The following is a 15,880-nucleotide window of genomic DNA, read 5'->3' as shown; positions in this document are numbered from 1 at the left end:
CATACCAGGCGGCATTACGGCCGGCCTCAAAAACTGTTCCTATATATCCGGCTATCTGAAAGTTGTTTCCAATAATACCAGTCTCCTGTCTCCGCTATACCGCATCTTCACCGTAGTGGCATTCAGCGGGCAATCTACCCAAATACTGGCGCCTGCGGCAATTTCCTTGCGTACGGGCGCCTGGCCGTTTACCTGTACGGTTACCGGCAACGGTTCATCCGCCTGGTTCCAGACCAGCGTGGCAACGGTTTTGCGGTCTGCGGGCACGCGGCACCAGAAAACCCCTTCGCCAATGTTGCCGGTGGTATCAACCGGTTCCGGCACATTGCCAAAACCACGGAGGTAGTAGGGGCCGTACATGCGGCGGCCGTTGGCCACATACTGTACGCCCGGCCTGGTGTTGAAGCCGCCTGCCGCACCCTGGAAGCGGTTGCCCTCACGGGTGAGGCGCACCGTGCTTTTGATGTTGGCCGGCGCGCGTGGTACGGCGTGTACCATCAGCCCGCTGTTAACGCCGGTGAGCACGCCTTTTTCAGTGGCATAGTCTCCCCATACAATGGGTGCGGTAATGAGCGGGTAGCGGTGGTGGCCCTGTGTGCCGGCCATGTAACCGGCCAGGTTGCACAGCATGCGGTCTGCCACGGGGTCTATGCCCGCGCGGGCCGCCAGGTCAAGGCCGCAGAGCAGCACGCTGCCCTTGCCGTCAAAAAACTCCGCCAGGGCCATGCCTTCCAGCGCCATACCGTAATTGCCCAGCACGGCTATATGTTCCAGGTCTTTTTTGTGAACGGGCACAAAACCATCGGTAACAGGGTATACAGCGGGGAAGCCGGGTTGCGATTCGTTCCAGCCGGTATAGTCAGACCAAACACGCAGGCGCTCCCGCGTGATGCCGTCAAACACCGGGTGCTCCGGCCTTTCGGGGTTCAGGTATAAACCGTTGCGGGAAGGCCGGGGCGGCGGCGGGTAGGCCGGCACGTCAAGCGCGGTGGTAATATTTTTAATGGGCACGGGCAACAGGCTGTTCAGGACGGGCATATGCGCACTGTCTTGACGGAGGCACAGCACCCGGCCGCCTGCCTGCACAAATGACCGCAGGTTGCCCATTTGCGTACGCGCGCTGTTCTCGCCCAATACCAGCGTGGCGCCGGCGGGCAGCTGCTGGAGGGTGGCGAGCAACTTGTACGGAATACCGTTGCGGTTGAAGGCAGCGGCCGTATTGCCGGAAGGGTCATACAGGTAAACGGATGGCGCTGCCGGCGCGGCGCTCCTGATGCCGATGTACAACGCATCGTAATTTTCGGATACTACTTTGTCTCCTTTCAATATTTTTCCCACCAGTTCGTACTGGCCGCTTGGCAGTGTGGCGGGCAGGGTAATGGACAATTTTTTTTGCCATGTGCTGTAATAGGCAATGGAAGGCAGCTGCAGCGTATCGCCCAGCTGGGTGATGTGGCCATTGCTGCGTAACTGGTATACCAGCCGGGCGTTGCGCAGGTCTTCAAACCTGTCATCGTCATTCACCACATGCACCACAGGGTGAATGGTGGCACCGGCGTATACCTGCGTGGCCCAGTTCTCCCAGCTTACCAGCAGCGGCTGGTAAGAGAGGCGGGCCTGCCGGGTAACGGGTTTGGGGCCCATGTCTACAAATTGCTGCACGTTGTTCCAGTTATAGAAGAGAATGGTGAACGGGAACACGCCGCTCAGTTCGGGATTGATCACACGCAGGCGCCTGAACAGTTCCGTTGCTTTTTTGAACGTGAAGGACTGGTGCTCGTCCGCCAGCCTGGCCTGCTCGCTCCAGGGCGCATGGCCTGTCCAGTTCAACTGCGAGCCGGGATTTTTATGATCTGGCGTGAGGTTGTATTTGCCGTCAGGGCCGGTGTAGTTGCCCACGCATTCGGTAAACGTAACGGGCTGCGCTTTTTTTGGAAAAGGTACAATGGCCGCGTTGTTCCGGATGTTGATGAAGTTGAAGGGCGAACAGTAGTACCAGCCCCAGTAGCGGTGCAGGTCACAGATATCTCCTGATTTGCCGTAGCCGTAACCGGGGTTGCCAATGTAGAGGCGGGTACTGTCCCAGCGGCGGAGCGCGGTGTGCGCGTAGGTCAGGAATTTTTCCCAGCGTTCGCCAATTTCACCGTCGTACGGCACTTCATTGGTCATGGCGTATATCATGAGGCTGGGGTGGCCGGCAATGTTGGCATAGGCTTCGTTCTTATACCAGCTCACCGCTTCGTCATAGGCCGTGGGCGGCTTTTCTCCCATCACGGAGCTGCTGTAGTTGCCGCCAAATACCATCATGCCCAGCTCGTCACACACATCGTACCAGGTCTCATTGTTAGGAATGCGGATAATGTTGACGTGCAGGCTCTTCATGTACCGCACGTATTCTTCCGCAAACCGGCGGCTTTTCTCAATAGTGTCAGGGATGCCGCGGGCGGGGGGATTGATGGCAATGCCGCGGAGGAACACGGGTTTGCCGTTGAGCCACAACTGCCCGTTCCGGGACTCAAAGAACCGGAAACCAATGCGCCGGTGCAACGTTTGCGCCTGCCTGCCCTGCCCGCTAACAGTAAAACTGAGGTGGTACAGGTACGGCGCGGAGGGCGCCCAGGCCTGGGCGTTGACAGGGCCGGTGTGGAAGACCAGCTTTTTTTCTTCCGCCAGTACGGCCGTGGGCGCCAGCGTTTTGTCAAAAATGGTTTTGCCCGTGAGGCTGTCCGTTATCGTGATCCTGTATTGCGCGCCTGCAGCGGGCATTCCGTCAAAAACAGCTTCCAGCTTTACAGTACTGAGCGTGGTAAAGGCCGTGATGCGCTGCGGCACGCCATTGGCGTACAGGTGGCATGAGAATAGCAGGGCCATGGGTAACAAGGCCAGTTTCCTGAATACGTTCATCAATTTTTACATTTTACGACTTGCGCTTTTGCAAGGCTTTCATTTTTGCCGCGAAACGTTTGCCGTATTCGGTGGCAGACGCGGCATCAAAATGTGTGTTGTCTCCTTTATGGGTCAGCCCTTCGGAAGTGGCTACCGCCGTGAAGGGCACCAGTTGCGGTAATTTATCCAGTTCAATGTTGAAGTGGCGGAAGTTTTCCCTGAAAGGGCCCAGTTCCCCCGCTACGAACGGCAGTTCCGGGTTGCCTGCTACCGTGCGCAGGCGCTCTATCAGCGCCTGCAGTTTGCCGAGGTAGGCTTTGGCCTTTTCAGGGCTGGAATCAGACTCTCCCTGCAGCCAGATCACGCCGCGCAGGGTGCCGCTTTTCATGGCTTCCCGCAGCCGTACCAGCATGTCATCGTACGGGTGGGTACGGGTAGGTTTGTCAAAGCCGCCGGGCGCCCATGATTCAATGGAGCTGCCGCCTACGGAACAGGGTATCAACGCAATGGTTTTCCGTTTCCGTTTTTTGGCCATCACCTCCGCAAAGGAAATGCCCGGCCCTACGCCTGCTACCTTCGGTTTGTCGAAATGCAGGGGGTGCCTGGCCTGCACCCATTGGAGGTCTTTGGTCAGCATGACCACGTGGCGCGGCGCTTCCGTAACGTAAGCGCCGCTGATCACGCCGCGACCGGCCATGTTAGACTGGCCGATCACCAGGTAGAGGTCATAATCCGTTGTCTGTTGTGCCTTAACGCCTTTTACCACCAGCAGCGCCACACAGCAGGCGGCCGCCAGTTTGAGCAGATATTGTATCATCATTGATCGTACCCCGGGTTTTGTTCCATGGGCTTAGTAAGGTTTGCGTCTATCACGCTCTGCGGAATAGGCAGCAGCGTGTCTCTCAGTGCTATTTTAGCGCCGGTGAACCGGTTGTATTGTTTTGTGCGGTCAAACCAGGTGCCGGTGCGCAGCAGCGTGTAACGGCGGTGCTCTTCTGAAAACAGCTCGCGGGAGCGTTCGTCCAGGATGAACGCCAGCGTCACATCCCCGGCCGTAATAGGCGTGGCGTGCGCGCGGTTGCGCAGGGCGTTGATGGTGATGGCCGCGTTGGGCGCATCGCCCACTTTGAGCTGGGCTTCCGCCAGCAACAGGTAGGTTTCTGCCAGGCGCAGGTACACCTGGTCGTTATAGTTGGAAGAGTTCTCCACGTCTGGCGGCGGTGGCGCCCAATCCCATTTGCGGGTGCTGGGCCAGTTTTGTGCCGTGGTGGCGCTCGGGTTGGGCTCGTTGCAGTCAACACTGAGCTTTATGGTGTCTCCCAGGCCAGGGCCGGTCCAGCCGGGAGAAGCGCAGGTGGCTTCTGGTTTTGAGCCGGAAGGCAGGGAAGACGGGTTGTTGATGAGGTAAAAATAACGCCATGCATGGTAGGAACCACGGTCGTCATTAGCCCCGTAAACGGAAAACGCGTATTTGGTGGCGGCAAACCGGCCAATGCCACGGCCTCCGTTCTCCACAGAAAAAGTAATAGGTGTTTTATTGTTCACCTTGATGGTGTTGTAACGGTTCACCCACCACCTTCTCATGATGTTCACATCGCCGCCCACCGTCAGGTACTCGTTCTGGAAGGTCCAGAGTACTTCCCGGTTGCCTTCGCTGCGGTTGGAGTTTTTGTCCAGGAACATATCCGTAAAGGGGGTGCCGGGCTGGCTGGCGTTTACGCCGTACCGCTCTGTCATCAGGTTGTAGTTGGGGTTAGACACTACGGCCTGCGCCTTGTCCCGGGCCTTTTCATTAGCGCCCATGGTGAGGTACAGTTCCGCGAGGTAGTGCTGGGCCACCACTTTGCTGGCCCGGCCGTCCATCACCGGCACATCCGGCAGGTGCGCTTCCGCAAACAGCCAGTCCTGCTCCATGGCCGCGCGTATTTCCGCTACCGATGTTCTTTCCCAGTCTGTGCGGATGCTGTTGCCGTCAGATTCATGCAGGTTCAGCGGTACCTTGCCCCAGAGGTAGGTAAGGTGACGGTAGGCCCATGCCCTGATGAGGCGGGCTTCCGCCAGCACCTGGTTCTTTTCATCTTCCGTCCATTCCACGTCAGGGTTTTCCGCCCGGTCTACGATGGTGTTGGCGGCGTTGATGGTCTGGTAGAGATATTCCCACAGGTTGCGGATGTAGTTGGCGGTAGGGTTCATCCGTACGCCAAAATCGTTGAACACGGATTCCGCCGCGCCGCCGGCGGGGTAGAGGCTGTAAGCATTGTCTACGCCAATGATGGCGGCGGTGCTGGTAAGGTCGTTGCTGGCGCCGTTGATGCCTTTGCGCTCAGACCGCACCTGGCTGTACAGCCCGAACAGGCCTGCGTCAAAACCGGCCTTGTTCACGTACAGGTTATCCGGTGCAATGATGGCCTTGGGCTCTTCATCGAGAAAACCCTTGTGGCACTGCAGGCCGCTGAGGACTAATATGGTGGAAAGCGATAGCTTGGTGAATTTGTTCATAACAATTGTTTTCTGATAAAAAACCGATTATAACCCAATGGTAAGGCCCACAACAATTTCCCGTTGCAGCGGAATGCCGAACTGGTTTGTCAGTTCCGGGTCAAGCCCCTTGTATTTGGTAACGGTGGCCAGGTTGCGCGCGGTCACGTAACATTTGGCCGCGGTCAGCTGCAGCCTCTTTTTGAGAGACGAAGGCAGCTCATAGGCCAGCGATACGTCTTTCAGGCGCATGAAGCTGCCGTTCTCATACTGCTGTACGCTCAGCTTGTTGGCATTAGCGTCATTAGAAAAATGGGTGCCGTTGGGGTTCTTGGGAGACCACCAGTCTTTTTTCACCGTGTTGCGGCGGGTATCCGCAAATACGTTGTCGCTTTGCAGCGTATTGTTTTTTGTAACGCCCTGTACGCCGAAGAGGAATACCATCAGGCTAAATTCCTTGTAGCGGAAGGTGTTGGTGAGGCCCCAGGTGAACTTGGGATCTTGCTGGCCGATAAAGGTACGGTCAGACGCGGTGTTGATGCTGCCGCTGCCGTCTACGTCTTTCACCCTTACCCAGCCCGGCTGGGCGTCTTTCTGCGCGGAAGCGGCCACTTCTTCTTCAGACTTGAAAATACCGTCGTATTGCAGGGCGTAGATCATGCGGATGGGCCTGTTAATGAACCAGCCGTTTAGCACATCATCCCGCCCGTCGCCGTACAGGTCAAGTATCCTGTTGCGGTTGCTGGAGAAGTTGGCATTGGTGCTCCAGGTAAAGTTCCGGGCTTTGATGTTGGTGGAGGTAATGCCCACCTCTATGCCTTTGTTAGATGTTTTGCCGATATTCTGCAGCACCTCGGTGATGCCCTGCACGGATGAAATGCTGCGCAGCAGCAGCAGGTCTTCCGTACGGGCTGAATACAGGTCTACCGTACCCTGGATGCGGTTGTTGAGCAAGCCGAAATCCAGGCCGAGGGAGAAGGAGCGGGTAGATTCCCAACCCAGGTTCTCGTTAGACAGTTTGTTGGGAATATAACCCGGGTACAGCGTGGTGCCGCTGATGTACGGCGCGCTGGTCATGGTGGCCAGCGAGCTGTAGCTGGATACCGCCTGGTTGCCGTTGAGGCCGTAAGAAGCGCGCAGCTTGAGGTTGCTGATGGCGTCTACCGGTTTCATGAAACTTTCTTCCGAAATATTCCAGGCCACCGCGGCGGAGGGGAAGATACCGTACTTCTTACCTTTACCGAAGGCGGAATAGCCGTCACGGCGGGCCGTGAGCGTTAACAGGTACCGGCCGTCATAACCGTAGTTGATACGGGCCATTTGCGAGAGCAGGTTCTGTTTGAAGTTGGTAGACGATGGCGTGAGCAGGGAGGCCTGGTTCATCTGGTAATTGGTGAGCACATCGTTCGGAAAGTCTACGCCTTCCAGCTGGTCACGGTCAAAATCTTCGCTCTGGCTGCTGTACAACGCGGTCACATTGAGGCTGTGCACGCCAAACTCGCGGGAGTAGTTCAGTATGTTCTCTATGGTGAAGTTGCGGCCGAGGGAGTTGTAATTGATGGCATTGCCGTTCTTTTCCAGCCCAACGGCCACGTTGCGGCCATAGTAGGTTTTGCGAGATAGGTTCTCGTACTCCACACCGGTGTTCAGCTTGTAGCTCAGGCCTTTTACAAAAGGTACGTCTACTCTCAGGCTGTTGGTGCTGAAGATGCGGTACGAATTGTCCTGGTTCTTGACCAGTATGTTGCCCAGCGGGTTGCGGGCCTGCTTGTTGTCCAGGTAGGCGTATACGGCAATAGAACCATCTTCGTTGAATGGCGCGGTGAGCGGGTTGAAGAAGTTGGCCCCGCCGCCGGCGTTGCGGCTGTCTTCAAATTCTACGGGCAGGCCGGAACGGTCCTGGAAGGAGATCTGTGTGCTGGTGGCCATGGTGAGCCACGGAGTTATTTTAATGTCTAATGATGGGCGGATGGAGTAACGCTTAAAACGGTCGTTACGGGCCACGCCTTTTACATCAAGATAAGTTCCGCCTACGTAGTAAGTTACTTTGTCTGTGCCGCCGCGTACCGAGAGGGAATGCTGCATTTTGGCGCCCTGCTGGGTGGCCAGGTCATACCAGTCTACCCATTTGCCGGCGTCGTACACTTCCTGCTCCTGCGGGCTCAGTATGTTGGTATTGGCGTTGAGCCGGGTGGTCTTGAACTCGTAAAATTCAGGGCCGGTGAGCAGCCGCGGTTTGTTAATGAGGGTTTGGGTGGAGTAGTACCCGTCATAGGTAATGTCCGCCTTGCCCTTTTTGCCTTGTTTGCTGGTGATGAGAATAACGCCGTTAGAGCCTCTTGAGCCGTAAATAGCGGCTGCGGACGCATCTTTCAGCACTTCAATAGATTCCACGTCGTTGGGGTTGATCTCTGAAATGCCGCCGGTGTAGGGAATACCGTCCCAAATAATGAGCGGGCTGTTGCTGGCGCTGATGGAATTGCGGCCCCTTACCAGTATGGAAAGGTCATTACCTTCAGCCCCGCCGCCGTTGGTATTGATCTGCAGGCCGGGAACGGACCCTTGCAAAGCCTCTGCCACGTTGGTGTTGGGCAGTTGCTGCAACCTGTCTTTAGGGATGGAGGCTACCGCCCCGGTTACATCCCTTTTGCGCTGCGTGCCGTAACCTACTACCACTACAGCGTTGAGGGACTGTTCAGATTTTTCGAGCTGCACGTCATAAAATGTGCTGCTGCCAACCGTTATTTCCTTTTCCGAAAAACCGAGAGAGGAAATGACGAGTACAAGGCCGGTCGTTTTAGTGACCGGGAGTGAAAATGTGCCGTCTGGCTGTGTACTGGTGCCGGACGAAGTGCCTTTAATAGCCACAGCGGCGCCGGGGATGGGATTCCCATCTGTATCTGCTACCCGCCCTTTGATGAGCGTGGTCTGTGCAAAAGCCAGCCGTGGAATAATCAGCAATACCATAATGGTAAGTCGTAACGTGGCGGAGATCGACATAGGCAATCGTTTAAAATGAATAATGGTAAGATTGGTCCGGTCCGTAATTTTTTGGTTGCATTCCGATAGCCTAATTTAGGCACAATCTCCATGTAAAACCAGCAGGAAAGGGCTAAACGGCTACTACAACGATTGAAATAGAATGCAGGGCGGTACATTCCTGTTTCAATTAAGATATTTTTGTATGAATAACCGGCAAAATAAATTCCAGATGAAAAGAGGCGTAACACTGAAAGACATTGCCCAGAAATTGAATATGTCTGTTTCCACGGTATCCAAATCACTGAGCAACGATCCTTCCATCAGCCCGCCCACCAAGGCGCGGGTGAAGAAGCTGGCGGATGAATGGAATTATATTCCCAATGAGGCGGCGCGGCACTTCAAGCTCAACAGGACCTATACCATCGGCCTCATCATTCCCAACCTGATGGACCAGTACTATGCGCTGGCCATCAACGGCGCGGAAAAGGTGGCCGGCCAGCACCAGTACAATGTGATCATCTCACAATCTCACGAAGATCCCGAGCGGGAAGACAAAATTGTGGACCTGATGCTGCGCAACCGTGTAGATGGATTGCTGGTGGCTATTTCGAAGAACCGGGAAGACATGTCTGTTTTCAAGAAAACCACTTATACCGGCATCCCTGTTATATTTTTTGCCCGCCCGCCGAAAGAAGACGGTTTTGACGCCGTTATTTCAGACAATGAGCACGGGGCCTTCAAAGCCACCGAGTTCCTGATCAAAAAGGGTCATAAGCGGATCGGGCACATTATGGGGCCGGAGTCTATGTCTGTCAGCTACACGCGGATGGAAGGCTACCGCCGCGCGCTGGACAAATACAAGCTGCCGTACAACAGCGCGCTGGTAAAGTCTGTGGATTTTACGCAGGAGGCCACGTTTTCGGCCATGCGGCGTTTTATGAAAATGGTCACGCCGCCCACGGCTTTTTTTGCGTTCAAGAACTACATTGCGCTTGACGCCATAGAATACCTCAAAAGAAAACATCCCGCCATGCTGCGGAAAATTGACTTCGCCGGGTTCGGGAACCTGCCCTTGCTGCAATACCTTGATCACAAGCCCGTGGCTTCCATAGAAGAAAGCTCGTACGAAATGGGGGAGGAAGCAGCGCGGCTGCTGCTGCGCACTATACACGAGGAGGCGCCGGAGGAAGGGCGCCCCGTACAGCATATCCAGATCAGCTGCAGGCTGCTGGCCCATAAATAGGCATTACGGCAGCTTTTCAACCGAGATGCTGCTGACCCATTTTACATGGCGCGGGCCGGTTACCACATCGTTGCCACAGATCATTACAAAACGCCCGTCTTCCCGGATGGGTTGCCCGTTCTCTTCATAGATCAGGAATACGTGGTTGCCGGTGGGGTTGTTATATATTTCGTTCCAGGCATACAAGGTGGTGTACCCGTCCGTAGCCCTTACGGCAATGTAATATTTCCCCCTTTCTTTGGGCCTGGGCATTACGATGCCCGCGCTGTCCAGTATCCTTTTTAACGCTACGCCCCTGAACGAGCGCAGTTCTTTTTTTGTTTCGCCGGAGGAGCAGACAATGTTCAGGTTATTGTGTACTTCCGGCTGCAGGCTGCCAATGGTTTTCAGGTTGATGGTAAAAGGGCGTTCAATAAGGCCTTTTACGGCTACCTGGTCTGAAATTTCCGCCTGCCCGTGACAGATGAGGTGAAGCAGGAGGAGGACGGTGGTGCTGGCAAGTTTCATGATGAAAAGATTATGGAATGAAAGCATTGAAAGTCAGTCTTACAAAATAGTTCCTGCCCTGCTCGGGGTAACCTTCCACCAGCTCGTACTGCCTGTCCAGGATATTATTAACACCGGCGCCCAGCTGCAGCCACTGCCGCAATTGCACCTGTGCCGATGCATGCAGCAGGAAGAAAGGAGATACGGCAGCACCGTAGCTGGTGCTGTAGCGGGAAGAGTTGTATTCTCCCTGCAGTGTAACGCCGTGCCCATGCTGCCGGTAGGCCGCGCTCGCGGTGAGCTTGTGTTCCGGCACGTCTGTGAAATATATTTCAGGGTTATCCAGGTTGCGGCGTTTGATGAAGGAGTATTGGAGCGTGGAATGGAAACCGGGGGCAATAACATATGCCGCCGCTGCTTCCCCGCCCCAGAAGGCTGCGCGGCCGGTGTTCTGCATTTGGGATAACCACCTGTCTGCCGTTGTATCGTACCTGACGTTGTTCACGCTTTGTATCACATTACCGATGCGGCTGTAGAAAAGCGCACCCTGCAGCTGCAGACCGTGAAAGGCAGCGTCGTTGTATGACAGTTCGTAGTGCGTGGCGTTCTCCGCAGCAAGATCGGGGTTGGGAACGGCGGTGCCCATGCGGTAGGAATAACGGTCCTTGATGGTGGCAAGCCGCGTCATGCGGCCTACAGACGCGGCCAGGGAGCGTGCCGGGGAAAACAGGTGCGTGAGGGATGCCTGTGCGTTCCAGGCATGGTTCTGGCCCGGCTCAAAATTGCTGATGGTCTTTGACTGGCTGTTGTAGTCTTCCGCTTTTTCATTCCGCCTGAAATTCCACGCTGCGCCTGCCTGCAAGGCCCATTTTTCAGCAAAACGATGCTCGTCCGATACGCTCCAGGAAAACGTATGGTCTGTCATTTCCCGTACAGGTTCGCCTACATTGTTTTCCTTATGTACATCCCGTTTGAAATGAATGGCGGTACGCAATGTATTATGCTGCCGGAGGGCATGGCCATATTCTGCATTGGCCCCTATGGTGTGGTCGTTATAAATGCTGGTAAACGCATAAGGCCTGGTCTGCGTGGAATACGTGGCATCATCATAGCTGTTCAGCTTGTTGCGGAACTGGTCGTAATACGCCCGCACCTTGATGTAGCTCACGCTGTCTGCCTGGATGTTAGACAGGAAGTAGACACTTCTTTTGTTCCAGTAAGGCCACGTCCAGTACCGTGGGTTCCTGAAAAGCGAATTGAGGGTGTCAGCGCCGGCGTACACAGGCGTTCCCTTGCTGCCCTGCTGCTCTATGAAACCAACGGCATATTCTGTGTTGGCGCCGGGTGTATAGGCCAGTTTGATGTTGAACTGCACATCTTTATGACCTGCGTTTTCCCGCTTGCCGCCGTCCTCATTTTTGGTGGGCGTGTAACCGGCGGGCAGGTTGAAATAGTCCTGCTGGTAGACAGATACGCCGGTTTGCAGGTAGAATTTTTTCCATTTGCCGCCGGCGTTCAGGGCGGCTTCGTAGCCGCCGTTCAGCCAGCCGGCCGTGGCGCCCACCTGCAGGCGGTGTACGGGCTGCGCGGTAACCAGGTTAATGGCGCCGCCCATGGTATTGGGGCCGTTCAACACGGAGGCATTGCCTTTGCTGACGCTAATGCGGGCCAGGCCTGCCGTGGTGAAACGGGCCAGGTCTACATACCCGTCATACGGTACATACACGGGTATGCCGTCTACCAGCACGGGCACCTGGCGCAGGTTAAATCCCCGCACAAACACTACCGACTCATTACGCGGCCCCACGCTGGCAAGGGTAATGCCCGGCAGCAGGTTCAACGCCTGGGCGGTATTCAGCCGGTGATAGGCGGAAAGCTGCTGCCTGTCAACAGAAGAGAACAGGCCGGGGACGGCACCGGTAACGGTCACTTCACCCAACTGGAAAACCATGCTGTCTGGCCGGGCCTGGCTGTAGCTGCCCAGGCTGCATGTTACTAATGTAAGGGTGAATAAAACAGGGTAGTGTTTTTTCATTATGCTTTTTTTTGAATAACGATGATGTGCGTATGTTTGGTTGAATGATCGCTTCATATGGAACTACAGCAACTGTATGCCTCCCGTTTTGGGAAAGTGGCGGGCCGTCAAGTTCCTGTTAGCCTATGCTTTCATTATGCTTTTTTGTATATAACGGATACAAAATAGGGATAAAAAATGATGAAATGAATGGCGGAGGGGTGTTCGTTATGTTTTTTTATGAATAATCAGAAGCATGGGCATATTTTTGAAATGTTCATGTATGGCCGGCGCTTATTTTTTTGATTTGCCCCGCTTGTTCAGTTTCCTGGAATAATCTGTGAGGAACTCCTGGAAAGCGGCATTAAATGCATTAAATTGTTCAACGGCGCGCAGCCCTTCCGCTGTGAGAGTAGCGTGGCCGCCGCCCTTGCCGCCGGTATTGGCCACTATCAGGGGCGCATCCAGCTGGTCATTCATTTGCTGTACAAACTCCCAGGCCTGGCGGTAAGACATTTTCATGGCCAGCGCGGCCTGCCTGATAGAGCCCAGCTCATGGATGCGTTCCAGCAGTTCTACCCGCCCGTAGCCCAGAAAGGCCGTGCTGTTGTGATCGATCCAGATCCTGCCATTAGCTTTGAATGCATTTTTCATACGGAGCATTTAACAAACGTAAAGGTAAAACAAACACCAGTTCTTATTTTATAATTATGAAAACACTGATGCCACGCACCTGTTCGTTCCTCCTCCTGCTTTTGATATTCAATGCTACTGCTGCGCAGGCGCAACACGTTATTGACAGCAACGGCCTTTCCCGTCAGACGCTGGCGTACTACCTCAGCCGCGCCGTTACGATGGCGGAGTTTCTGGCGGTAGATCCTTTTGGTAACGATGGCCCCTATCCGTATAAGGAAGACGATGTGCGGCTCATACAAAACATTGGCGCCAAATTCATTGGCCGCGCCATTTACCGCTGGGGTAACGAACCGGCGTTGCAAAACCCTGCCTTTCTTGAACAGGCGCGCCGGTTGATGCAACAGGTGCATGCCCGTGACCCGGAAGTGATCTTCCAGGCGGCCGTATTTGAGGCGGTATCTGAAAAGGTAAACGAAATACCCGTTCCCGCCTGGGTGTTTGAGGCATTGGACCAGCCGGTGGAGCATCGCCATTTCAGGTACGCGGATATGCTGAACGGGAATGGCAAATTCGTGAACCATTGGGGCCGCTGGGGCAGCGTGCCTGACATTACACGGCAGGAGGCGCAGCGCTGGCTGATGTACCTCTGCGGTACTTACATCAACCTGGGGTGCGAGGCGCTGCACATGGGCCAGATAGCGCTGATGGGCATGGAAGATAAGGGCTTGAGGAAATGGACGGAGTTTATGGCGCGGGTGCGCGCCTATGCCAGAAAACACAGCCGCCGCCAATGGGTGCTGCTGGATGCGCATACCCCCGCGGGTGGCATGGTGGCAGACGGTAAAAGCCTGCTGGATTTCAATTCATTTCCCCTCCGTATCAAACCGGTAACAGGCAAGCCCATGGAGGGCATGCTGCAGGTGGGCCATGTAGATGCCATGTATGGCAGGAGCAAAGCCTGCATAACGCCCAGCGGCTGGCGGTGCGATGCCTTGCCATACCTGGTGGAGTTCGACAATTTCGGTATCAGCAAAACGCCCGGCGTGGCGGATACTTCTTCTCATTTTATATGGGGATATGACGAGATCACCTGGCTGTACCTGCAGCCGGAAGCCTACCGCAACCAATGGTTGAAGTATGCCTATAACTGGCTGGCGGCGCATGATGCCAATGCTTTCCTGCAAATGCCGGTAAGCCGCATTATTTCGCGCGGAAGGGGTTTTCATGGAGAACGGTTCCGCGGTAATATGCGCTCTGCGGCCTGCCCGCAGGGAAATAATATGGAATTGGTGATCAAAGAGATCTGGAAGGAGTAACGCCCGGTGAACCGCAAAAAAAGCTTTTTACATGGAGATTTTTGCTTAAATTAAGGAACGCAGTTAAGTATTGTTTGCATGTAACCCGATTTTTTCACGTTAATGAAAACCAAGTAAACATGAATCATCTGAAATCCATGAGCGCTGGTACGCTATTGGTATGCCTGATAGCAACAGCCTGCAGCAAACCCTCCACCACAGACAACACGCCCCTTCTAGCCAATGAAAACACCCTGGCCGCCACGGATGTGTCTATTGCCTCCATCAACAGCTCCATTTCCGAAAACTGGAACAGTTACACGCATGGCTCGGCTTACACGCAAGCGCAGGCGGAAGGGGACTTCGGCAACATCAACGGCTGGAACAGCTCCCGGTCTATGATCTCCAACGGCAACCTGCGCATCACCCTGCTGAAGAACGCGTTGAGCGGCGCAGGCGGCGTAATTGCCAGAACGGATATTTCTGACGGCTCGGAATATGAGCTGTCTTACACCGTGCGTTTCCACAGCGCGTTTGACTGGAGCCGCGGCGGCAAGCTGGGCTTCGGTTTCCTGATAGGAGACGGCAACACCGGCGGAGACCCCGGCTGGGACGGCAACGGCGGCAGCATGCGGCTGATGTGGTACAACAACGGCAGCCGCGTATATTTTCACCCGTACATCTATTACCGGGACCAGCCCGGGCAGTACGGCGATAATTTCGGCAAGTCCTATCCTTCTTCCGGCAGCCTCAATAAAGGCCAGACATATACCGTACAGATGTACGTAAAAAGCAACACCGGTACCAGCACCAACGGCAGGGCCAAAATAGTGATAGACGGGGTAACCGTACTGGATACCCCCATCCGCTGGACCACCAATGACAGCAAGCGGCTGATCAGGAACCTGTCTTTCCATACCTTCCGTGGCGGCAGCCAGACCTACTGGCAGTCTTCTACAGACGGGTATATCTATTATGATAACCTGGTGGTGAGCAAGATCCAGTAAACCACCCCGCAATATTTAACTGCAGGAGGCCGGCCGCGGATAAAGCGGCCGGCCTTTTGGTACCTATAAAAAAGCGGCCGTCCCCCTTGCGGGGAACGGCCGCTTTACAGCGTTGCGCTGATTATAGTTCTTTCAGCATAATATCCCTGTACTCCACTTTCATGGGCGGCCCCACATGCACCTGTACGCCGAGAAAGCCCTTGCGGCTGCCGTTCACGGTGTCATTGTCGGTTACGTCGCTCATGAGCACGCCGTTGATATAGTGCTGCAGGCGGTTGCCTTTTACCACTATGCGGCAGGTGTTCCAGTCCTCCTGTTTGATCTTGGCCTTCAGCTCGTCGCTGGTGCCGAGGGAGCCGGTAACCTGCATGGGCGTCCATGCGTTTTTCTGGCTGCCCTCCCTGAGGGTCAGGTTGGTGGGAGGAATAGTTACCTGCTGGCCGCGGTAGGCCAGCGTGGTGCGTTTCTTTTCTTCATAGTTCTGGCCGGTGTAGCGGTTGGCCCCGTCAATGTCTGCCTGGTAGCCCCTGAGCGCATACGGGATGTCTGTCAGCCTTTCACTGCGGTAGTTGATGCCGCTGTTGCCGGCCGCGCTGATCCTGAACTGCAGCGTTAGCTCAAAGTCTCCCGGCTGGCCGCCCTGCCATATAATGAAGCTGTTTGATTTCAGCGGTTTGTCTGGCGTGATCTCGCCTACCAGGCAGCCGTTTTCCACGCGCCAGTAGTTGGCATCTCCTTCCCAGCCGTTCAGGGTTTTGCCGTCGAATATTTTTTTGGCTTTTTGTGCGCAGGCCAGTTGCGGCAGCAGCATGGCCAATAATAAAGCGTGCCTGAATAATTTCAGCATATAACT

At 55.1% G+C, this 15,880-nt stretch carries 11 protein-coding genes; 3 read left to right on the top strand and 8 right to left on the bottom strand.

Annotation, left to right across the window (positions count from 1 at the left end):
* Positions 1-51: 51 nt before the first annotated feature.
* Genes D3A97_RS02135 through D3A97_RS02120 form a run of 4 tightly spaced genes read right to left on the bottom strand, consistent with a single transcriptional unit; the run spans position 52 to position 8,364 of the window.
* Entirely contained in the window at positions 52-2,904 is a 2,853-nt protein-coding gene (locus tag D3A97_RS02135; RefSeq protein WP_119076202.1) for a glycoside hydrolase family 2 TIM barrel-domain containing protein, read from the bottom strand.
* Positions 2,905-2,917: 13 nt separating this feature from the next.
* Positions 2,918-3,706 (bottom strand): sialate O-acetylesterase, encoded by a 789-nt coding sequence (locus D3A97_RS02130; RefSeq protein ID WP_119076200.1) that lies wholly within the window; start codon positions 3,704-3,706, stop codon positions 2,918-2,920.
* Positions 3,703-5,385 (bottom strand): RagB/SusD family nutrient uptake outer membrane protein, encoded by a 1,683-nt coding sequence (locus tag D3A97_RS02125; protein ID WP_119076199.1) that lies wholly within the window; start codon positions 5,383-5,385, stop codon positions 3,703-3,705. Before D3A97_RS02125 ends, D3A97_RS02130 begins: the two co-directional genes overlap by 4 nt.
* A 27-nt stretch (positions 5,386-5,412) precedes the next feature.
* Complete coding sequence (locus D3A97_RS02120) at positions 5,413-8,364, bottom strand: SusC/RagA family TonB-linked outer membrane protein (protein ID WP_119076197.1); 2,952 nt, start codon at positions 8,362-8,364, stop codon at positions 5,413-5,415.
* A 184-nt stretch (positions 8,365-8,548) separates the two neighbouring features.
* Here D3A97_RS02120 and D3A97_RS02115 point away from each other — a divergent pair, with 184 nt between their 5' ends.
* Complete coding sequence (locus tag D3A97_RS02115) at positions 8,549-9,589, top strand: LacI family DNA-binding transcriptional regulator (protein WP_198673827.1); 1,041 nt, start codon at positions 8,549-8,551, stop codon at positions 9,587-9,589.
* 3 nt (positions 9,590-9,592) lie between these two features.
* On the opposite strand, the gene D3A97_RS02110 is transcribed toward D3A97_RS02115, so the two are convergent.
* From D3A97_RS02110 to D3A97_RS02100, 3 genes are all read right to left on the bottom strand, one after another.
* The gene (locus tag D3A97_RS02110; protein ID WP_157986306.1) at positions 9,593-10,096 is read right to left on the bottom strand and encodes a molybdopterin-dependent oxidoreductase; all 504 of its coding nucleotides are present in this window, start codon (positions 10,094-10,096) and stop codon (positions 9,593-9,595) included.
* A gap of 10 nt (positions 10,097-10,106) precedes the next feature.
* Positions 10,107-12,110, bottom strand: coding sequence for a TonB-dependent receptor plug domain-containing protein (locus tag D3A97_RS02105; protein WP_198673826.1), 2,004 nt, complete (start codon positions 12,108-12,110; stop codon positions 10,107-10,109).
* A 273-nt stretch (positions 12,111-12,383) separates the two neighbouring features.
* Positions 12,384-12,743 carry a winged helix-turn-helix domain-containing protein gene (locus D3A97_RS02100; protein WP_119076189.1) on the bottom strand — a complete coding sequence of 120 codons (360 nt, stop codon included), beginning with the start codon at positions 12,741-12,743 and terminating at the stop codon, positions 12,384-12,386.
* Positions 12,744-12,799: 56 nt separating this feature from the next.
* On the opposite strand from D3A97_RS02100, the gene D3A97_RS02095 reads away from it, so the two are divergent.
* Positions 12,800-14,041, top strand: a complete 1,242-nt coding sequence (locus tag D3A97_RS02095; protein ID WP_198673825.1) for a hypothetical protein — start codon at positions 12,800-12,802, stop codon at positions 14,039-14,041.
* 119 nt (positions 14,042-14,160) lie between these two features.
* Positions 14,161-15,027, top strand: coding sequence for a polysaccharide lyase (locus D3A97_RS02090; protein WP_119076187.1), 867 nt, complete (start codon positions 14,161-14,163; stop codon positions 15,025-15,027).
* 121 nt (positions 15,028-15,148) lie between these two features.
* Here the strand turns inward: D3A97_RS02090 and D3A97_RS02085 are convergent, their stop codons facing one another.
* The gene (locus D3A97_RS02085) at positions 15,149-15,874 is read right to left on the bottom strand and encodes a 3-keto-disaccharide hydrolase (protein WP_119076185.1); all 726 of its coding nucleotides are present in this window, start codon (positions 15,872-15,874) and stop codon (positions 15,149-15,151) included.
* Positions 15,875-15,880: the final 6 nt, after the last annotated feature.

It is taken from the genome of Chitinophaga alhagiae, from assembly GCF_003568665.1.
In the GTDB taxonomy this organism is placed as follows: Bacteria; Bacteroidota; Bacteroidia; order Chitinophagales; family Chitinophagaceae; genus Chitinophaga; species Chitinophaga alhagiae.
Note: the sequence above shows the minus strand (reverse complement) of the source record. Positions and strands in the feature narration are given on the sequence as shown.

Bases quoted from the DNA above. Each gene is read 5' to 3' on its own strand.
- D3A97_RS02095 (WP_198673825.1), top strand. From the start codon at position 12,800: ATGAAAACACTGATGCCACGCACCTGTTCGTTCCTCCTCCTGCTTTTG.
- D3A97_RS02130 (WP_119076200.1), bottom strand. From the start codon at position 3,706: ATGATGATACAATATCTGCTCAAACTGGCGGCCGCCTGCTGTGTGGCG.
- D3A97_RS02135 (WP_119076202.1), bottom strand. From the start codon at position 2,904: ATGAACGTATTCAGGAAACTGGCCTTGTTACCCATGGCCCTGCTATTC.
- D3A97_RS02100 (WP_119076189.1), bottom strand. From the start codon at position 12,743: ATGAAAAATGCATTCAAAGCTAATGGCAGGATCTGGATCGATCACAAC.
- D3A97_RS02115 (WP_198673827.1), top strand. From the start codon at position 8,549: ATGAATAACCGGCAAAATAAATTCCAGATGAAAAGAGGCGTAACACTG.
- D3A97_RS02110 (WP_157986306.1), bottom strand. From the start codon at position 10,096: ATGAAACTTGCCAGCACCACCGTCCTCCTCCTGCTTCACCTCATCTGT.
- D3A97_RS02125 (WP_119076199.1), bottom strand. From the start codon at position 5,385: ATGAACAAATTCACCAAGCTATCGCTTTCCACCATATTAGTCCTCAGC.
- D3A97_RS02090 (WP_119076187.1), top strand. From the start codon at position 14,161: ATGAATCATCTGAAATCCATGAGCGCTGGTACGCTATTGGTATGCCTG.
- D3A97_RS02105 (WP_198673826.1), bottom strand. From the start codon at position 12,110: ATGAAAAAACACTACCCTGTTTTATTCACCCTTACATTAGTAACATGC.
- D3A97_RS02085 (WP_119076185.1), bottom strand. From the start codon at position 15,874: ATGCTGAAATTATTCAGGCACGCTTTATTATTGGCCATGCTGCTGCCG.
- D3A97_RS02120 (WP_119076197.1), bottom strand. From the start codon at position 8,364: ATGTCGATCTCCGCCACGTTACGACTTACCATTATGGTATTGCTGATT.